Annotated in this window: 16 protein-coding genes; 2 read left to right on the forward strand and 14 right to left on the reverse strand. The window is 73.6% G+C overall.

From position 1 onward, the window contains the following. Window positions 1-102: 102 nt before the first annotated feature. Genes hutI through hutH form a run of 5 tightly spaced genes read right to left on the reverse strand, consistent with a single transcriptional unit; the run spans window position 103 to window position 7,321 of the window. Window positions 103-1,308, reverse strand: a complete 1,206-nt coding sequence (hutI, locus tag Q8791_RS26695; protein WP_330094573.1) for an imidazolonepropionase — start codon at window positions 1,306-1,308, stop codon at window positions 103-105. Then, window positions 1,308-2,825, reverse strand: coding sequence for a formimidoylglutamate deiminase (locus tag Q8791_RS26700; RefSeq protein ID WP_330094574.1), 1,518 nt, complete (start codon window positions 2,823-2,825; stop codon window positions 1,308-1,310). Before Q8791_RS26700 ends, hutI begins: the two co-directional genes overlap by 1 nt. Then, the gene (locus Q8791_RS26705; protein WP_330094575.1) at window positions 2,822-4,063 is read right to left on the reverse strand and encodes an allantoate amidohydrolase; all 1,242 of its coding nucleotides are present in this window, start codon (window positions 4,061-4,063) and stop codon (window positions 2,822-2,824) included. The genes Q8791_RS26700 and Q8791_RS26705 overlap by 4 nt, the downstream gene beginning before the upstream one ends. Beyond that, window positions 4,060-5,718: a urocanate hydratase gene (gene hutU / locus Q8791_RS26710; protein WP_330094576.1), complete on the reverse strand. Its 1,659-nt coding sequence runs from the start codon at window positions 5,716-5,718 to the stop codon at window positions 4,060-4,062. The genes Q8791_RS26705 and hutU overlap by 4 nt, the downstream gene beginning before the upstream one ends. 55 nt (window positions 5,719-5,773) lie before the next feature. Next, window positions 5,774-7,321: a histidine ammonia-lyase gene (hutH, locus tag Q8791_RS26715; protein ID WP_330094577.1), complete on the reverse strand. Its 1,548-nt coding sequence runs from the start codon at window positions 7,319-7,321 to the stop codon at window positions 5,774-5,776. A gap of 286 nt (window positions 7,322-7,607) precedes the next feature. Here hutH and Q8791_RS26720 point away from each other — a divergent pair, with 286 nt between their 5' ends. Further along, window positions 7,608-8,369: an IclR family transcriptional regulator gene (locus Q8791_RS26720; RefSeq protein WP_330094578.1), complete on the forward strand. Its 762-nt coding sequence runs from the start codon at window positions 7,608-7,610 to the stop codon at window positions 8,367-8,369. Here Q8791_RS26720 and Q8791_RS26725 read toward each other — a convergent pair. Beyond that, the gene (locus Q8791_RS26725; protein WP_330094579.1) at window positions 8,361-9,041 is read right to left on the reverse strand and encodes a hypothetical protein; all 681 of its coding nucleotides are present in this window, start codon (window positions 9,039-9,041) and stop codon (window positions 8,361-8,363) included. The genes Q8791_RS26720 and Q8791_RS26725 overlap by 9 nt on opposite strands. Window positions 9,042-9,176: 135 nt before the next feature. Between Q8791_RS26725 and Q8791_RS26730 the strand changes: the two genes are divergently transcribed. Then, window positions 9,177-9,434, forward strand: a complete 258-nt coding sequence (locus Q8791_RS26730) for a hypothetical protein (protein WP_330094580.1) — start codon at window positions 9,177-9,179, stop codon at window positions 9,432-9,434. A 377-nt stretch (window positions 9,435-9,811) separates the two neighbouring features. Here the strand turns inward: Q8791_RS26730 and Q8791_RS26735 are convergent, their stop codons facing one another. From Q8791_RS26735 to Q8791_RS26770, 8 genes are all read right to left on the reverse strand, one after another. After that, on the reverse strand, window positions 9,812-10,186 hold the full coding sequence (locus Q8791_RS26735; RefSeq protein ID WP_330094581.1) for an RNA polymerase-binding protein RbpA: 375 nt from the start codon (window positions 10,184-10,186) through the stop codon (window positions 9,812-9,814). An 81-nt stretch (window positions 10,187-10,267) separates the two neighbouring features. Further along, the gene (secG, locus tag Q8791_RS26740; RefSeq protein ID WP_330094582.1) at window positions 10,268-10,504 is read right to left on the reverse strand and encodes a preprotein translocase subunit SecG; all 237 of its coding nucleotides are present in this window, start codon (window positions 10,502-10,504) and stop codon (window positions 10,268-10,270) included. Between the two features lie 290 nt (window positions 10,505-10,794). Further along, window positions 10,795-11,571 (reverse strand): triose-phosphate isomerase, encoded by a 777-nt coding sequence (gene tpiA, locus Q8791_RS26745; RefSeq protein WP_330094583.1) that lies wholly within the window; start codon window positions 11,569-11,571, stop codon window positions 10,795-10,797. Window positions 11,572-11,649: 78 nt separating this feature from the next. Then, window positions 11,650-12,834, reverse strand: a complete 1,185-nt coding sequence (locus tag Q8791_RS26750; RefSeq protein ID WP_330094584.1) for a phosphoglycerate kinase — start codon at window positions 12,832-12,834, stop codon at window positions 11,650-11,652. A gap of 137 nt (window positions 12,835-12,971) precedes the next feature. Beyond that, entirely contained in the window at window positions 12,972-13,976 is a 1,005-nt protein-coding gene (gap, locus tag Q8791_RS26755; protein ID WP_330094585.1) for a type I glyceraldehyde-3-phosphate dehydrogenase, read from the reverse strand. Window positions 13,977-14,306: 330 nt separating this feature from the next. Beyond that, complete coding sequence (gene whiA, locus Q8791_RS26760) at window positions 14,307-15,287, reverse strand: DNA-binding protein WhiA (RefSeq protein WP_330094586.1); 981 nt, start codon at window positions 15,285-15,287, stop codon at window positions 14,307-14,309. 202 nt (window positions 15,288-15,489) lie between these two features. After that, window positions 15,490-15,900 carry a DUF488 domain-containing protein gene (locus tag Q8791_RS26765; RefSeq protein WP_330094587.1) on the reverse strand — a complete coding sequence of 137 codons (411 nt, stop codon included), beginning with the start codon at window positions 15,898-15,900 and terminating at the stop codon, window positions 15,490-15,492. 38 nt (window positions 15,901-15,938) lie between these two features. Next, window positions 15,939-16,913, reverse strand: a complete 975-nt coding sequence (locus Q8791_RS26770; protein WP_330094588.1) for a gluconeogenesis factor YvcK family protein — start codon at window positions 16,911-16,913, stop codon at window positions 15,939-15,941. Window positions 16,914-17,267: the final 354 nt, after the last annotated feature.

The following is a 17,267-nucleotide window of genomic DNA, read 5'->3' on the forward strand; positions in this document are numbered from 1 at the left end:
GTTTCGCGGACGTTAGCCCCCGGTTGAGTTCGGTGGCCGGTCGGCGGGACGCCGCTCGCCCTCGCGTCATGCCTCCGTCATCCTGCGGGGCGCGGGGCGGATTCAGGGACGCCCGGCGACCAGTTCCCCGTCCTTCCAGACCGCCGCGACCTGCGGGACACCGGGACGGTAGGCCAGGTAGAGGTGGTTGGGCGCGTCGAGCAGGGTCAGGTCCGCGCGCGCGCCGGGGGCGAGGTGGCCGACGTCGGTGCGCCGCAGGGCCCGTGCGCCCCCCGCCGTCGCCGCCCACACCGCCTCGTCGGGGGTCATGCCCATGTCGCGGACGGCGACGGCGACGCAGAAGGCCAGGCTGGAGGTGAAGCAGGAACCCGGGTTGCAGTCGCTGGCGAGGGCGACGATCGCCCCGGCGTCGATGAGGGCGCGGGCGTCCGGGTAGGGCTGGCGGGTGGAGAAGTCCACACCCGGCAGCAGGGTGGCGACCGTGGGTTCGGGACGCGCGGCCGCCTCGGCCAGGGCGTCCACGTCCGCGGCGGACAGGTGGGTGCAGTGGTCCACGGAGGCGGCGCCGAGTTCGACGCCCAGGCGGACGCCCGGCCCCTCCCCCAGCTGGTTGCCGTGCACCCGGGGCAGCAGTCCGCGCTCCATCCCGGCGGTGAGGACGCGGCGGGAGGCGTCCTCGTCGAAGGCGCCGCGCTCGCAGAAGACGTCGACCCACCTCGCGTGCGGGGCGCACGCGTCCAGCATGGGGCCGGTGACCAGGTCGAGGTAGCCCGAGGGGTCGTCGGCGTACTCGGGGGCGACCACGTGCGCGCCGAGGAAGGTCACCTCGTCGGTGACCCTGGCGGCGACGGCCAGGCTGCGCTCCTCGTCGTGTGTGGTGAGACCGTACCCGGACTTGACCTCCAGGGTGGTCGTGCCCTGGGCGCGGGCCTCCCCCACGAGGCGCCGGGCCCGTGCGAGCAGATCGGCGTCGGAGGCCTCGCGGGTGGCGGCGACGGTGGTGCGGATACCGCCGGCCGTGTAGGGCCGTCCGCTCATCCGCGCGGCGAACTCCCTGCTGCGGTCCCCCGCGAACACGATGTGGGAGTGGCTGTCCACGAACCCGGGGAGGACGCAGCGCCCCGCCGCGTCGATCCGCGCGTCGGCGTCGGGCGCCTGCGCGCGGGGGCCGGCCCAGGCCACGCGGCCGCCCTCGACCACGAGGGCGGCGTCCTGGATCTCGCCCACCGCGCCTCGGCCCCGGGAGGGGTCGTTGGTGACCAGGGTGGCGATGTCGTCGATGAGGATGCTCTCCGGCACGTGGGCCATCAGTGGATCTCCTTGATCACCGTGTCGAGTTCGCGGGCGGTGTCGGGCACGAGCGCGTGGACGCCGTCGCGGACGGTCCAGCGCCCGTCGGCCATCACGTGGCGCACGTCGGCGGCGGAGCCGGCGAAGACGACGGCGTCGGCGGCGCGCGCCGGGTCGGCCCCGGCCAGCCGGACACCGTCCAGGGGGACGTTGACCAGGTCGGCCCGGGCCCCGGCGCGCAGCGCCCCCGCGTCCGCCCAGCCGAGGGAGGCGTGCCCGTGGGCGGTGGCGGCGCGCAGGAGCGCCCCGGTGCCCAGGGTGCCGCGCCGGTGGGTGCGCAGGCGCTCGTGTAGTTCGACCGCCCGGGCCTCCTCGAACAGGTCGAGCTGGGCGTGCTGGTCGGTGCCCAGGCTGAGCGGTGCGGGCAGCAGGTCGCCGGTGCGGGGGAGCCCGTCGGCCAGGTCCCGTTCCGTGGTGGGGCACAGGCACACGGTGGCGCCGGAGAGCCGGACGGCCCCGACGTCGTCGTCGGTGAGGTGGGTGGCGTGCACGAGGCTGGTGCGCGGGGTGAGCGCCCCCGCGTCGGACAGCACCCGGGTGGGGGTGCGGCCGTAGGCGCCCAGGCAGGCCGTGTTCTCGGCCGGCTGCTCGGACACGTGGACGTGCAGGGGCGCGTCGCGGTCGGCGGCGAACGCGGCGACGTCGGGCAGCTGCGCGGCGGGGACGGCCCGCACCGAGTGGGCTGCGGCGCCCACCAGGGCGTGGTCCCCGGCGGGGGCGAACCGGGCGACGCGCTCGGCCCATCCGGCGGCGTCGCCGTCGCCGAAGCGCCGTTGCGGCCCGTCGAGCGGCCGGTGGGCTCCGCGGTCGTCCAGTCCGCCGGACAGGTAGCACACGTCCAGCAGGGTGATCCGGACCCCGGCGTCGGCGGCGGCCGCGACCAGGGCCGCGCCCATGGCGTTGGGGTCGGCGTAGCGGGAGCCGCCGGGGGCGTGGTGGAGGTAGTGGAACTCGCCCACGCAGGTGACGCCCGCCAGGGCCATCTCGGCGTAGGCGGCCCTGGCCAGCCGCAGGTAGGTGTCGGGGTCGAGCCGGTCGGCGACGCGGTACATGGCCTCGCGCCAGGTCCAGAAGGATCCGCCGCCGGTGTGGGTGCGTCCGCGCAGCGCCCGGTGGAAGGCGTGCGAGTGGGCGTTGGCCAGGCCAGGCAGGGTGAGTCCGGTGAGGGTCTCGGCGTCGGCGGGCGCCCGGGTGCCGGCGGCCACGGTGGTGATCCGCCCCCCGGAGATCTCGACGAGCACCCCGTGGTCGGGGGCGCCGTCCTCGGCGCCCGTCCACGCCCACTCGCACCACACGCGGCGCGGCGCGGGGCCGCGCCCCGCGCCGGACGGGCGGGCCGCCGGCGCCCTCCTGCCGTCGAGCGCCCCGGAGGCGCGTTCCCCCGCACCCCGGAGGCCGGCTCCTGACGCGGCCCCCGGGACGTCGCCCGGACCGGGTCCCCCGGCGGCGGTCCCCGGAGCCTCCCCTCCGCTCATACGGCGCCGACCGGGCGGACGGGGCGGGCGAGGAGGTCCTGGAGGACGTCGGCCAGGGCGAGCACCCCGGCGTGGCAGTCGTCGGGCCGTGCGTGCTCCCGCGGGGAGTGGGACACCCCGGTCGGGTTGCGCACGTACAGCATCGCGGTGGGCACGTGGGCGGCGAGCACGCCCGCGTCGTGCCCGGCGCCGGTCGGGAGCACCGGCACACGCGGGTCCGGGGCCCGGGTGCCGACCACGGCGGCCAGGCGGTCGCGCAGGCCGTGGGCGAAACCGACCAGGGGGGTGAGGGACTCACCGGTCATCGCGTAGCCCACACCGTGGTCGCGTGCGGCGTCCGCCGCCGCCTCACGGACCCCGGCGACGACGGCGTCCAGCGTCCCGGAGTCGGCGGCGCGGGCGTCAAGCCACGCGCTGACCAGGGACGGGATGGCGTTGGTGCCGTTGGGGGAGACCAGGGCCCTGGCGACGGTGGCACGGGCGTCGTGCCTCTCGGCGAGGGACCGGGCGGCCAGGATCGCGTGAGCGAACGGCAGCATGGGGTCGTTGCGGTCCTCCAACCGCGTGGTCCCGGCGTGGTCGGCACGGCCGGTGAAGTCCATGCGCCAGCGCCCGTGCGGCCAGATCGCGCTCGCCACGCCCACCGGGTGCGCGGTGTCCTCCAGTGCGCGCCCCTGTTCGACGTGCAGCTCCACGAACACGTCCAGGTCGGCGAGCGCCCCGGGGTCGGCGCCGAGCGCCAGCGGGTCGTGCCCGGCCGCCTCCATCGCCCGCCCCCAGGTGACTCCGGAGGCGTCGGTGAGGCCGCGCGCGCGTTCGGGGGAGATCTCCCCCGCGCTCAGCCTGCTGCCGAGGCAGGGGACCCCGAACCGGCCGCCCTCCTCCTCGGCGAACACCGTGACCGCAAGCGGCCGGACCGGTGTGACCCCGCGCCCGCGCAGCTCGTCCACGGCCGCCAGTGCGGCGGCCACCCCGAGCGGCCCGTCGAAGGCCCCTCCGTCGGGCACCGAGTCCAGGTGGGACCCGGTGGCCACGGCCCCCGGACCCGGGGTCCCCCACCAGGCCCAGAGGTTGCCGTTGCGGTCGGCGCGCACGTCGAGCCCGCGCGCGGTCGCGGCGTCCGTGAACCAGGCGCGGGCCTCGGTGTCGGCGTCGGCCCAGGTGTAGCGGTGGTAGCCGCCGCTGTCGTCGTCGCGCCCCACGGGCGCCAGGTCGGCCCACAGGCGGTCGAAGCTCACTCGCCCTCCCGCATGGGGACGCGGATGCCGTGTGCGGCGGCGACGCGCTCGGCCTCGCCGTACCCGGCGTCCACATGGCGGATGACGCCCGTGGCCGGGTCGTTGGTCAGGACCCGCTCCAGTTTGGCGGCTGCCAGCTCCGTGCCGTCGGCGACGCTCACCTGGCCGGCGTGGAGGGAGCGGCCCATGCCCACGCCGCCGCCGTGGTGGACGGACACCCAGGAGGCTCCGGAGGAGGTGTTGACGAGGGCGTTGAGGAGCGGCCAGTCGGCGATGGCGTCGGAGCCGTCCTTCATGCCCTCGGTCTCGCGGTAGGGGGAGGCCACGGAGCCCGTGTCCAGGTGGTCGCGGCCGATGGCCAGCGGGGCGGAGATCTCCCCGGAGGCGACCAGCTCGTTGAACCGCCGGCCTGCGGCGGCGCGCTCGCCCTGCCCGAGCCAGCAGATGCGGGCGGGGAGCCCCTGGAAGGCGACCCGCTCCCCCGCCAGGCGGATCCACCGGGCCAGGTGCTCGTTCTCGGGGAACAGGTCGAGGACGGCCCGGTCGGTGCGCGCGATGTCGGCGGGGTCGCCGGACAGCGCCGCCCAGCGGAACGGCCCGCGGCCCTCGCAGAAGAGCGGCCGGATGTAGGCGGGCACGAACCCGGGGAAGTCGAACGCCCGGGTGAAACCGCCCTCGCGCGCCTCGTCGCGGATGGAGTTGCCGTAGTCGAACACCTCGGCGCCCGCGTCGAGGAAGCCGACCATGGCCTCCACGTGGGCGGCCATGGACTCGCGCGCCCGGAGGGTGAACTCCTCGGGCTCGGCGGACGCCAGGGCCTTCCAGTCGTCGACGGAGACCCCCACGGGCAGGTAGGCGAGCGGGTCGTGGGCGGAGGTCTGGTCGGTGACGATGTCGATCGGGGCACCGCGGGAGAGCAGTGCGGGGAACACCTCGGCGGCGTTGCCGAGCACGCCGATCGACAGCGGGCGGCGCTCGTCCCGCGCCCGCGCGGCGAGGTCGAGGGCGTGGTCGAGGCTGTCGGCGCGCACGTCGAGGTAGCGGTGCTCGATACGGCGGTCGATGCGGCTGCCGTCGCACTCGACCACGATGGCCACGCCGTCGTTCATGGTGACGGCGAGCGGCTGGGCGCCCCCCATGCCGCCGAGGCCCGCGGTGAGGGTGACGGTCCCTGCGAGCGTGCCGGCGAACCGCTTGGCGGCGACAGCGGCGAAGGTCTCGTAGGTGCCCTGGAGGATGCCCTGGGTGCCGATGTAGATCCACGAGCCGGCGGTCATCTGCCCGTACATGGTGAGGCCGCGGGCCTCCAGGCGGCGGAACTCGGGCCAGTTCGCCCAGTCCCCCACGAGGTTGCTGTTGGCGATCAGCACGCGCGGCGCCCACTCGTGGGTGCGCATGATGCCCACCGGCCGCCCGGACTGCACGAGCAGGGTCTCGTCCCCCTCCAGGTCGCGCAGGGAGGCGGTGATGCGGTCGAAGCTGCGCCAGTCCCGCGCGGCCTTGCCCGTGCCGCCGTAGACCACCAGGTCCTCGGGGTGCTCGGCGACCTCGGGGTCGAGGTTGTTGTGGAACATGCGCAGGGCGGCCTCCTGCGGCCACCCCTTCGCGGACAGGGTGGTGCCGCGTGCGGCGCGGACGGTGCGCGGGGTGCTCATGCGGGGCTCCTCGGTCGTGGTGGGCCGGCGGCCCGGGGCGGTGCCGCCCCGGGGGTCAGACGAGCGTGGTGGCGGACTCCGCGGCCGCGACCACGGAGCCGTCGGCCACCAGGGCCGTGACGGCGGCGATCTCCGGGGACAGGTGGCGGTCGGGGCCCGGGCCGTCGACCTTCTCCCGGACGGCGCGCAGGACGGCGCCTGTGGCCGGTCCGGGCTCCAGGGGCGAACGCAGGTCCAGTGCGCGGGCTGCGGTGAGCAGTTCCACCGCGAGCACGCTGGTCAGGCCGTCCACGGCGCGGCGCAGCTTGCGGGCGGCCGACCAGCCCATGGACACGTGGTCCTCCTGCATGGCCGAGCTGGGGATGGAGTCGACGCTGGCGGGCACGGCGAGCCGCTTGAGCTCGGAGACGATGGCGGCCTGCGTGTACTGGGCGATCATGTGGCCGGAGTCCACGCCGGGGTCGTCGGCGAGGAAGGCGGGCAGCCCGTGGGACCGGGACACGTCGAGCATGCGGTCGGTGCGCCGCTCCGCGATGGACGCGGTGTCGGCGACCGCGATGGCCAGGAAGTCGAGCACGTAGGCCACGGGCGCGCCGTGGAAGTTGCCGTTGGACTCGATCCGCCCGTCGTCGAGCACGACCGGGTTGTCGATGACGCTGTCGAGTTCGCGCCCGGCCACGAGGAGGGCGTGGGCGAGGGTGTCGCGGGCCGCTCCCGCCACCTGGGGGGCGCAGCGCAGCGAGTAGGCGTCCTGGACCCGTGTGCAGTCGGGGCCCCGGTGGGAGGCGACGATCGGCGAGTCGGCGAGCATGGCGCGCAGGTTGGCGGCGGAGGCCGCCTGTCCGGGGTGCGGGCGCAGCCGCTGGAGCTCCTCGGCGAACACCCGGTCGGTGCCCAGCAGCGCCTCGACGCTCATCGCGGCGGTGATGTCGGCGACCTTGAGCAGCCGCTCCAGGTCCAGGCAGGCCATCACGAGCATGCCGAGCATGCCGTCGGTGCCGTTGATGAGCGCCAGTCCCTCCTTGGCCCCCAGTTCCACCGGGCGGATCCCGGCCTCCTGCAGGGCGGTGAAGGCGGGCTTGGACTCCCCGGCGGCGTCGTGCACGGTGCCCTCCCCCATCAGGGCGAGCGCGACGTGCGCCAGCGGCGCCAGGTCGCCGGAGCAGCCCAGGCTGCCGTACTCGTGGACGACCGGGGTGATCCCGGCGTTGAGCAGGGCGGCGAGGGTCTCGACGGTGGCGGTCTCGACACCGGTGCTGCCGGAGGCCAGGGTGCGCAGGCGCAGGAGCATGAGGGCGCGTGTGACCTCGCGCTCGACCTCGGGCCCGGTGCCCGCGGCGTGCGAGCGGATGAGCGACCGCTGGAGGCGGGCCCTCAGGTCGGGGGCGATGTGCCGGGTGGCGAGCGCGCCGAACCCCGTGCTGACCCCGTAGGCGGGGACCTCTCCCCGGGCGAGGGACTCGACCCGTTCGCGGCCGTGCCTGACGGCCTTGCGGGATTCCTCGGAGAGGGTGACGTGGGCGCCGTGGCGCGCGACGTCGAGGACCTGGGCCGGCGTGAGCGGGGCGCCGCCGACGACGACGGAAGGGACTGGCGTGGACATGCACCCATTGGACCCCTCCGGAGGCCGCGGGTGAAGCGCTGACACGGCGGTTCCGTCTGGCATCTCAGACGCGGGGCACCGGCCCCCCTCCTGCGGACGGGGCGCCGACGGGTGGCCTGCGCCCGTGCCCGGACCGGCACGGTCCCGGAGCGGGGTGCTCCCCCTCGGTCGGCAGGGCGCCGAGGGCGCCGTCCCGCACGCTCGCGACGGGCCGCCCCGGCCGCGCGGTCCGGTCCCGGGGCGGAGGGTACCCGCCCGGCCCGGGGCCGCGTGGGAGGATCGGCGTATGAGCCTCGTTCCGGCCGCGACCCGCGCCCTGCGGCTGCTCCGCTTCCTGGCGACGCGCCCCGGGCCGGTGTCGGCCGCGGCGATCGCCGCCGAGCTCGGTGTCCCGCGCTCCAGCGTCTACCAGCTGCTGGAGGCCATGGCGGAGGAGGGGTTCGTGACCCACCTGCCGGAGGAGCGCCGCTGGGGTCTCGGTGTTGCGGCGTTCGAGATCGGCTCGGCCTACCTGCGCCACGACGGCGTGGAGAGGCTGGCGCGCCCCCTCCTGCACCAGCTCACCGAGAGCACCGGCGCGACCGCCCACCTGGGGGTGCTGCACGGTGCCGACACCCTGTACCTGCTCAAGGAGCAGCCCCCGCACGCCGCACCGCTGATCACCGGGGTGGGGGTGCGCCTTCCGGCGCACCTGACCGCGTCGGGGCGGGCGATGCTGGCGCGTCTGCCACGCGCCCAGGTGCGTGCCCTCTACCCGGACACGGCGGCGTTCACCGACCGCACCGGACGCGGACCGGCCACCCCCGGGGAGCTGCGCCGGGTCCTGGAGGAGGAGCGGCGCCAGGGCTGGTCCATCGAGGACGGCCAGGTCACCGAGGGGTTCGTGTCGGTGGCCGCGGCGGCGTCGGACCACAACGGGCGCCCCGCCGCCGCGATCAGCCTGACGGTGCCCAGTGCGCGGCCCGTGACCCCGCAGGCCCTGGCCGGGAGGGCGCGCGACGCGGCCGCGGAGCTGACCCGGCGGCTGGACGGGCGGGCCTCACACTAGCGGCGGTGTCCGCTCCACGACCGAGGGCAACGGCGCGGTGCGCTCCACCATCCTCAGGATCCTCTCCTTGTGCTCCTGGGGCACCTGCACGTAGAACTGCGTGGGCGCGTCCACCTGCTCCAGTCCGAGGCTCCCGGCGGTCTCGGCCCACCCCGGGAGCTCGGTGTCGGTGCGGTGGGTGTCCAGCACGAACTCGATGAAGTACGTCAGCCGGCGCCCGCCGGTGTGCACCTCCCGGACGCGGCGGATCTCCGGCCACGCGATGAACGTCCCCTCGCCCGGGAACCACCACTTGCGCTCCTGGAGGACCGTGACGCCGTCGCTGTCGGCGCTGATGCCCTGCCGGGTGATGCGCTGGGGCAGCCCCCGCACCAGGAGGAGGTTGCTCCCGGGACCGACGAACAGCATGGTCAGGCCCGCCGCCGCCCACAGGGAGACCGAGCCGACGGTGGGCTCCTCGCGCAGCACGTGCCAGAGCATGGATCCCAGGACCACCAGGAAGCCCAGGGTGAGGGCACCCGAGAAGTACGCCGCGGCCAGCCACATCCGCGTGTTGGGTCCGCGCAGGCTGACGTACCGGCGCAGGTGGGAGACGCCGCCGGAGGGCTGGACCAGGTCGGAGGGGACGCCCGGCGCCGAAGGGGGGACGTCCGCGTTCTCGGGGGAGGCCATCCCCCCATTCTCCCAACTCTTTCGTGTGCTCGGTGCGACGGAACCCCCTGGGGCGCGGGCTCTGGCGGTGGCCGCGCCCGACCAATCCCGCCAAAGTCCGGACGACCGGGCAGGCCGCCCGCTACAGTCCGGTCCATGAGGCCGAACACGAACGAGTACGAGACCGAGCTACGGGTCAACGGCGAGATCATCGTCCTCGACGGCATGTCCTACCAGGGTCGTACCGTGCTTCCGGAGGGGCCGGAGCAGTTCGCTCCCCTGGAGCGCTGGGCCAAGGGGGTGGCCGAGACGCTGGGAGAGCCGGTGACCTGGCGCGCCATGGAGAAGGGCGGGCTCGCCGGGCGCGGAACCGTGCAGCCCGGTCCCGGGGCTCAGAACCGCCGGGCGCTCTGAGCTCCGCACTTGGCGCACTGGAACTTGCGATCGTCGCCGAGAATCCAGTCGTGGTCCCCACCGGTAGGGCACGCTGACATCGACACCATCTCCTCAAGGGGCTTCGGGGGTGTGCGTGCCGATCACTTTATGTCTCACCAGCCACATCAGTCCCGGGAATGAGAGAGTTCATCCCCCTTTTCATGTATGAAAGGGGGTTTTCGACGTCCTGCCCCGAAATCCGGCACTCTCCGCTTGTCCGCGCACGCCTTCGGTGATGTCCCGGGCCTCCGAGCGCGGCGGGCCGGCCACGAGAACCGCCCCCGTCGCCGCGGACGCGGGAAGGGGCCCGCCGCGCCTGCGACGGACCCCTTCCGGAAGGTCTTCGGGACCCCGGCCTAGTTCTGGGCGGCGGCCCTCATGTGGGCCTCGACCGCGGCGCGGTCGGCACGCAGCTTGGCGAGGGCCTCGTTCAGGATGAGCTTGCCCTCCTCCTCGCTGCGGCGCTCCTTCACGTACGCCAGGTGGGTCTTGTAGGGCTCGGTGCGCGGCGGAGAGGGGGGGTTCGCCTTGTCCTTGCCCGCGGGGAAACCGCAACGCGGGCAGTCCCACTCGTCGGGGACCAGAGCTTCGCCCGCGAAACTGGGCACGACCTCGTGCAGGTTCGCGCAGTAGAACGGAACCCGCACGCGCGGGGCTGCCTCGCCCCGCTCCGCCTCGCCCATCGGGCCGGCTCCGACACGGCTGCCACGGATGGCACTGCCACTACCCACGAAAAACTCCTTCAGCGAACTGGCCCACCGGATGATCGGGCGAGCTTGACTGTGGACTGGGGGCGCCCCGCGGGTCGCGGGTCACATTCCCCGGTTGATCAGCAGGCCGAGGACGACGATCGAGAGGATCCACGCCACCGAGATGACGATGGTCATCCGGTCCAGGTTGCGTTCGACCACCGATGATCCGCCGAGCGAGGACGTGACGCCGCCGCCGAACATGTCGGAGAGGCCGCCACCCTTGCCCTTGTGCATGAGCACCAGGAGGACCAACAGCACGCTGAGAAGCATCACGAAGATGGACAGACCGAGGATCACACGCTCACCCGTAGCTCGACCCCGCAGCGGGGGGATGGAAACCTCGATCCCCCATTTCCCACCCGCACCAGCGGTGGCGCCGCGGCACCGGGCCTGTGCGGAGAAGGGGAAGGAGGAGACCGGGGACAATTTCGGATTTTACCGTGCCCAGTCGGCACGGGTGGGGAAACCGCGAGGCACGGAGAACCCCACAGCGAAGTCTAGCCCGCCCTGGAGACCTGTCGGGCACTCCGCCCGTCACCATTCGACATCGAAGGGTGACGGGCGGGACGGTGCGAGACGATCGGTGGCTACTCGCCGCCGAAGCGGATCACCTTGACGAACTCGTCGGCCTTCAGGCACGCGCCGCCGACCAGGGCGCCGTCGACGTCCTCCTTGGCCATGATGCCGGGAGCGTTGTCGCCCTTGACCGAGCCGCCGTAGAGCACGCGCACGGCACCCGCGACCTCGGGCGAGTACAGCTCCGCCAGGCGGACGCGGATCGCCGAGCACACCTCCTGGGCGTCCTCGGGGGTGGCGACCTCACCCGTGCCGATGGCCCACACCGGCTCGTACGCGACCACGATCCGCTCGGCCTGCTCCGCCGTGACCTCCTTGAGGGCGCCGTCCAGCTGGGCCAGGACGTGCTCGACCTGCCGGCCCGCCTTGCGGACCTCCAGGCCCTCCCCGACGCACAGGATCGGCACGATGCCGTGCCGGTAGGCGGCCTTCACCTTGGCGTTGACCAGGGCGTCGTCCTCGTTGTGGTACTCGCGGCGCTCGGAGTGGCCGGCCAGCACGTAGGAGCAGTCCAGCTTGGCCAGCATCGAGCCGGAGATCTCGCCGGTGTAGGCGCCCTTGTCGTGCGCGGAGACGTCCTGCGCGCCGTACCCGATCTTGAGCCTGTCGCCGTCGACGAGCGTCTGGACGCTGCGCAGGTCGGTGAACGGCGGCAGGACGACGACCTCGGCGTTGTCGTAGTCCTTGTCGTTCAGTCCGAACGCCAGCTTCTGGACGAGCGCGATCGCCTCCAGGTGGTTGTTGTTCATCTTCCAGTTGCCCGCGATGAGCGGCAGGCGCTTGGCCATGTTCGTTCTTCCTGTCTGGGAGAGGTCGGGGGTCGGTGGACGACCGGGTGCGTCGGGACGTGCGGCGCCCGGGCCGGTCTACCTGAGGGCGTCGATACCGGGAAGGTCCTTGCCCTCCAGGTACTCCAGGCTGGCGCCTCCGCCGGTGGAGATGTGGCCGAAGGCGGCCTCGTCGAATCCGAGGGCGCGCACGGCCGCCGCGGAGTCGCCGCCGCCGACCACGGTGAACGCGCCGGAGTCGATCAGGGCCTGGGCCAGGGCACGGGTGCCGTCGGCGTAGGGCTGCATCTCGAAGACCCCCATCGGGCCGTTCCAGAACACGGTCCTGGCGTCGGCCAGCTTCCCGGCGAAGAGCTCCTGGCTCTTCGGGCCGATGTCCAGGCCCATCCGGTCGGCGGGGATCGCCTCGACGTCGACCGGGGCGTGCGGGGCGTCGGCGGCGAACTTCTCGGCGGCGACGACGTCGACGGGCAGGACGATCTCCACGCCCTCGCGCTCGGCGCGCTCCAGGTAGCCGCGCACGGTGTCGAGCTGGTCGGCCTCCAGGAGGCTGGAGCCGACCTCGTAGCCCTTGGCCTTGAGGAACGTGAAGACCATGCCGCCGCCGATGAGGATGCGGTCGGCGGTGCCCAGGAGGTTGTCGATGACGCCGAGCTTGTCGGAGACCTTGGAGCCGCCCAGGACCACGGCGTAGGGGCGCTGGGGGTCCGCGGTGAGCTTCCGGAGGACCTCGACCTCGGTCAGCACGAGCCCGCCGACGGCGTGGGGGAGCTTGCCGGGGAGGTCGTAGACGCTGGCGTGCTTGCGGTGCACGGCCCCGAAGGCGTCGCCGACGTACAGGTCCGCCAGGCTCGCGAAGCGGTCGGCGAGCTCGCCGCGCTCGGCGTCGTCCTTGCTGGTCTCACCGGGCTCGAAGCGCACGTTCTCCAGCAGCGCGACCTGGCCGTCCGCGAGGGAGTCGGCCGCCGCCCGGGCGGACTCGCCGGCGGTGTCGGCGGCGAAGGCCACCTCGGCGCCGAGCAGTTCGCTCAGGCGGGCGGCGACCGGGCGAAGGGAGTAGCGGGGGTCCGGGGCGCCCTTGGGGCGGCCCAGGTGGGCGGCGACGATCACACGGGCGCCGCGCTCGCGGAGCTTGTCGATGGTCGGCAGGGCCGCGCGGATGCGGCCGTCGTCGGTGATGCGCTCGCCGTCCAGGGGCACGTTCAGGTCGGCCCGGACGAACACGCGTTTGCCGGAGACGTCGAGGTCGTCGATCGTCCGCATGCTGGTCTCCTCGTTGGGGTGTCGGTCTGCTCTGTCCCGGACGGTGACCCGGGGGGCGCTCACGACGGCACCCCTCCGCGCGCACTGCGGGCGAAGGGGTGCCGTCTCACGCGCCGGTGGCCATGGGGCCGTGGGCGTTACAGGCTGGAGCCGACCAGCTTGGCCAGGTCGGCCAGGCGGTTGGAGTAGCCCCACTCGTTGTCGTACCAACCGAGGATCTTGACCTGGTTGCCCGCGACCAGCGTCATCTTCGAGTCGAAGGTGCAGGAGGGCGCGGTGCCGACGATGTCGGAGGAGACGATCTCGTCCTCGGTGTAGACCAGGACGTCCTTGAGGGGTCCCTCGGCGGCGGCCTTGAACGCGGCGTTGACCTCGTCCTTGGTGGCCGGGCGCTCCAGGGTGACGACCAGGTCGGTGGCGGAGCCGTCCGGGACGGGGACGCGCATGGCGATGCCGTCCAGCTTGCCGGCGAGCTCGGGGATGACCAGGGCGGTGGCCTTGGCGGCACCGGTGGTGGTCGGGATGATGTTCTGCGCGGCGGCGCGGGCGCGGCGCAGGTCCGAGTGCGGGAAGTCCAGGATGACCTGGTCGTTGGTGTACGCGTGCACCGTGGTCATCAGGCCCTGGACGATGCCGAAGCTGTCCAGGAGGACCTTGGCCATGGGCGCCACACAGTTGGTGGTGCACGAGGCGTTGGAGATGACGTGGTGGCTCGCGGGGTCGTACTTGTCGTCGTTGACGCCCATGACGACGGTCAGGTCCTCGCCCTTGGCGGGCGCGGAGATGATGACCTTCTTGGCACCCGCAGCGATGTGCTTCTTCGCGTCCTCGGCCTTGGTGAAGCGGCCGGTGGACTCGATGACGACGTCCACGCCGAGGTCGGACCAGGGCAGCTGGGCCGGGTCGCGCTCGGCGAGGACCTTGATGTTCTTGTCGCCGACGCGAATGAAGTCGTCACCGACCTCGACGTCGCCGTCGAGGGTGCCGAGCACGGTGTCGTACTTGAGCAGGTGCGCGAGCGTCTTGGTGTCGGTGAGGTCGTTGACCGCGACGATTTCGATGTCGCTGCCGCCGGCGGCGACCGCGCGCCAGAAGTTGCGGCCGATCCGACCGAAGCCGTTGACGCCTACACGGATGGTCACGGAACCAATCTCCTCATATGTCGCACATCATTTTCACCCGCGCGTTCCACACCCCGTGGAATCCGAACTGGTACAGCCCGGTCCAGCCATGTTGAACAGCGTGAACGCGTAACAGGTGTTCACAAAGAGCCTAGCGGAATGTCGACGGGGAGCCGTTTCGACCCCACGTCCAGCGACCCGCCGCCCCCTCGCGGGTTCGCGACCATCCTGGCACCGCAAAGCTGAGAGGTCTATACCATTTTCGGAAGTTATCCGGGAGTTTTCCCAGTTAACAAAGCCGAACATCCCTGTTGCGGGCCTGTTGCCGCCCCGTCCGGCCCCGTGCGGCGGTCAGGGGACGAGCATGTCCGGGGTGAGGTTGGCCTCGGTCCCCTCGATGCCCAGGTCGCTCGCCCGCTTGTCGGCCATCGCCAGGAGCCTGCGGATGCGGCCGGCGATGGCGTCCTTGGTCAGCGGGGGCACGGACAGCTGGCCCAGCTCCTCCAGCGACGCCTGCTTGTGCGCCAGGCGCAGCTGGCCCGCGGCGACGAGGTGCTTGGGCGCCTCCTCCCCCAGGATCTCCAGGGCCCGCTCCACGCGCGCTCCGGCGGCGACCGCCGCCCGCGCGCTGCGCCGCAGGTTGGCGTCGTCGAAGTTGGCCAGGCGGTTCGCGGTCGCCCGCACCTCCCGGCGCATCCGGCGCTCCTCCCACGCGAGCACGCTCTGGTGCGCGCCCAGCAGGGTCAGCAGGGCGCCGATGGAGTCGCCGTCGCGGACCACGACCCGGTCCACACCGCGCACCTCCCGCGCCTTGGCGTGCACCTTGAGGCGGCGGGCGGCGCCCACCAGTGCCAGCGCAGCCTCCGGCCCGGGGCAGGTGACCTCCAGGGACATCGACCGCCCGGGCTCGGTCAGTGAGCCGTGCGCGATGAACGCGCCCCGCCACGCCGACTCGGAGTCACAGGCCCCGCCGGCCACCACGTGCCGGGGCAGGCCCCGCACCGGGCGGCCGTTGTTGTCCACCAGGCCCGTCTGCCGGGCCAGGGACTCGCCGTCCTTGATCACCCGCACCACGTACCGGTTGCCCTTGCGCAGCCCGCTCGGGGACAGCACGACCACTTCCGACTCGTGGCCGAACACCTCCGAGATGTCCTTGCGCAGGCGTCGCGCGGCCGCACCGGTGTCGAGTTCGGCCTCGATCACGATCCGCCCGCCCACCAGGTGCAGCCCCCCGGTGAAACGCAGGATGGTGGACACCTCCGCCTTGCGGCAGCATGGCTTGAGAATGGCCAGACGGCTCAACTCATCCTTCACCACGCCGGTCATCGCCATCGCTGCGATCCTCCCCCTTGGAACAACCCGGCCCGGCACCGCGCGCTCGGCGCCGGGGTGTGTCCCCCACGGCCTGGCCACGGGGGACTTTCTCCGAGGCAGACTACGTTACGCGACGCTCGGTACCGACCCCCGGACGGCGTGTCGCCCCTTCACCGTGCCACCGGAGCGCGGCGCTGTCTGCGTTCGTGTCGGTGTGAGGTCAATTGCTCCGCGACCCTGGTGGGAGCGCCTCCTCCAGATGGTCGCGCAGGACGAGGGCGTGGTTGTGCTCGCTGTCCTTCGCGGCGTACAGCAGGGTGACCGGACCGCGGCGGGCGGCGTCGAGGATCGGTGACAGCGCCTCGGGCCGGGAGTCCAGCTCCGCCCGGTAGCGGTCGGCGAACTCGCGGAAGCGCGCCGGGTCGTGGCCGAACCAGGTGCGCAGATCACTGCTCGGCGCGGCCTCCTTCAGCCACTGCACGCCCTCCAGGGACGCCTTGCTCACCCCGCGCGGCCACAGGCGGTCCACCAGGAAACGGGTCCCCGGCGGCGGCTCCTGCCCGCCCCCGCGGCGCCCCCGCGCCCGCACCTCGTCGTAGACGCGCTCCAGGTACACGTGACGTTCAGCCATGGCGCCGGTCTTCCCCGGCACGGACCAGGGCGAACCCGTCAGTCGACCAGGATCCGCTCGAAGGCCGCCGCCAGCCGCTCGGCGTCGTGGCGCGCGCTGCCGTCGGGGCGCGAGAGGTCGCCCAGCTCCAGGCGCCCGCCCAGTTCCCTCGTGACCGCCCGCAGCGGCCCGGCGTCCTCCACGGCTCCCCGGTCGGCCAGGACCACGTCCACGCCCAGCTTGGGGGCGTGCTCGTGGAGGACCTCCAGGTAGGTCTCGGGACGGAAGTCGTCGGTCTCCCCCCGCTGCGGCGACAGGTTGAGGGTCACCAGGCGCCGGGCCCGGGTGGTGACCAGCGCGTGGGCCAGGTCGGGGACCAGCAGGTGCGGGAGCACGCTGGTGAACCACGACCCGGGGCCGAACACGATCCAGTCCGCCTCGCGCACCGCCTTGACCGCCTGCGGGCTCGCGGGAGGGGACTCGGGGATCAGGGAGATGGAGCGCACCCGGCCGCTGGTGCTGGCGCACGCCACCTGTCCGCGCACCGTCGTCATCTCGTCGGGCCGCTCCGGGTCCACCCCCGACACCTCGGCGGCGATGTCGAGCGGCACCGACGACATCGGCAGGACCCGGCCGTGGGCGCCGAGCAGCTGCCCGACCCAGTCCAGTCCGGCCACGGAGTCGCCCAGAAGTTCCCACAGGGCCACGATGAGCAGGTTGCCGACGGCGTGGCCGTGCAGCTCGCCCTCCGAGCTGAACCGGTGCTGGAGCACCTGGCTCCAGGTGTGGCCCCACTCGTCGTCCCCGCACAGGGCGGCGAGCGCCATGCGCAGGTCACCGGGCGGGAGGACGCCCAGCTCCTGCCGGAGCCGACCGCTGGAACCACCGTCGTCGGCGACCGTGACGACCGCCGTCACGTCGGTGGTCACCCTTCGCAGGGCGGAGAGGGAGGCGTGCAGGCCGTGCCCTCCGCCCAGCGCGACCACCCGGGGCGGGCGCTGCCCGTCCTCGTCCGGCCCGGTGCTTCTCGCCATGGCTGTGGCCTGTCCCCTCGTCCCGACTGCAGCGGACGCGCCGGACCGTGCCGCCGAGGACGGCGGGCAGCAGGTCGACACACGCCCCCGGTCCGCCGGCGCCCCGTCCGCGTGGGGAAAGGCGCCAGCGGTGACCGGGCCAATCTAGGGGAAGACGCCCCTCTTGGCGATTCGGTTGACCCTGTCCTCCCGCCCCGGACGGGCGTCCGGCCGTGTCGCGGTCCCGCCGCCCGCCCCCCCCGGGGGGGGGGCCCCCCCGCCACGCGTTCCCACTCCGGTGCCCGTTCCGGATGCCGCCCCGTAGCTCCCGGGAGGGCGACGCTCAGGCGGGTCCGGGGACCGGACCGCCGCTGG

The sequence above is a fragment of the Nocardiopsis codii genome (genome assembly GCF_036327455.1).
Classification (GTDB): Bacteria; Actinomycetota; Actinomycetes; order Streptosporangiales; family Streptosporangiaceae; genus Nocardiopsis; species Nocardiopsis codii.

Excerpts from the sequence above, each read along its gene's own strand:
- hutI (WP_330094573.1), bottom strand. The coding sequence starts at position 1,308 with ATGGCCCACGTGCCGGAGAGCATCCTCATCGACGACATCGCCACCCTG.
- Q8791_RS26700 (WP_330094574.1), bottom strand. The coding sequence starts at position 2,825 with ATGAGCGGAGGGGAGGCTCCGGGGACCGCCGCCGGGGGACCCGGTCCG.
- hutU (WP_330094576.1), bottom strand. The coding sequence starts at position 5,718 with ATGAGCACCCCGCGCACCGTCCGCGCCGCACGCGGCACCACCCTGTCC.
- hutH (WP_330094577.1), bottom strand. The coding sequence starts at position 7,321 with ATGTCCACGCCAGTCCCTTCCGTCGTCGTCGGCGGCGCCCCGCTCACG.
- Q8791_RS26720 (WP_330094578.1), top strand. The coding sequence starts at position 7,608 with ATGAGCCTCGTTCCGGCCGCGACCCGCGCCCTGCGGCTGCTCCGCTTC.
- Q8791_RS26725 (WP_330094579.1), bottom strand. The coding sequence starts at position 9,041 with ATGGCCTCCCCCGAGAACGCGGACGTCCCCCCTTCGGCGCCGGGCGTC.
- Q8791_RS26730 (WP_330094580.1), top strand. The coding sequence starts at position 9,177 with ATGAGGCCGAACACGAACGAGTACGAGACCGAGCTACGGGTCAACGGC.
- tpiA (WP_330094583.1), bottom strand. The coding sequence starts at position 11,571 with ATGGCCAAGCGCCTGCCGCTCATCGCGGGCAACTGGAAGATGAACAAC.
- Q8791_RS26750 (WP_330094584.1), bottom strand. The coding sequence starts at position 12,834 with ATGCGGACGATCGACGACCTCGACGTCTCCGGCAAACGCGTGTTCGTC.
- whiA (WP_330094586.1), bottom strand. The coding sequence starts at position 15,287 with ATGGCGATGACCGGCGTGGTGAAGGATGAGTTGAGCCGTCTGGCCATT.
- Q8791_RS26765 (WP_330094587.1), bottom strand. The coding sequence starts at position 15,900 with ATGGCTGAACGTCACGTGTACCTGGAGCGCGTCTACGACGAGGTGCGG.
- Q8791_RS26770 (WP_330094588.1), bottom strand. The coding sequence starts at position 16,913 with ATGGCGAGAAGCACCGGGCCGGACGAGGACGGGCAGCGCCCGCCCCGG.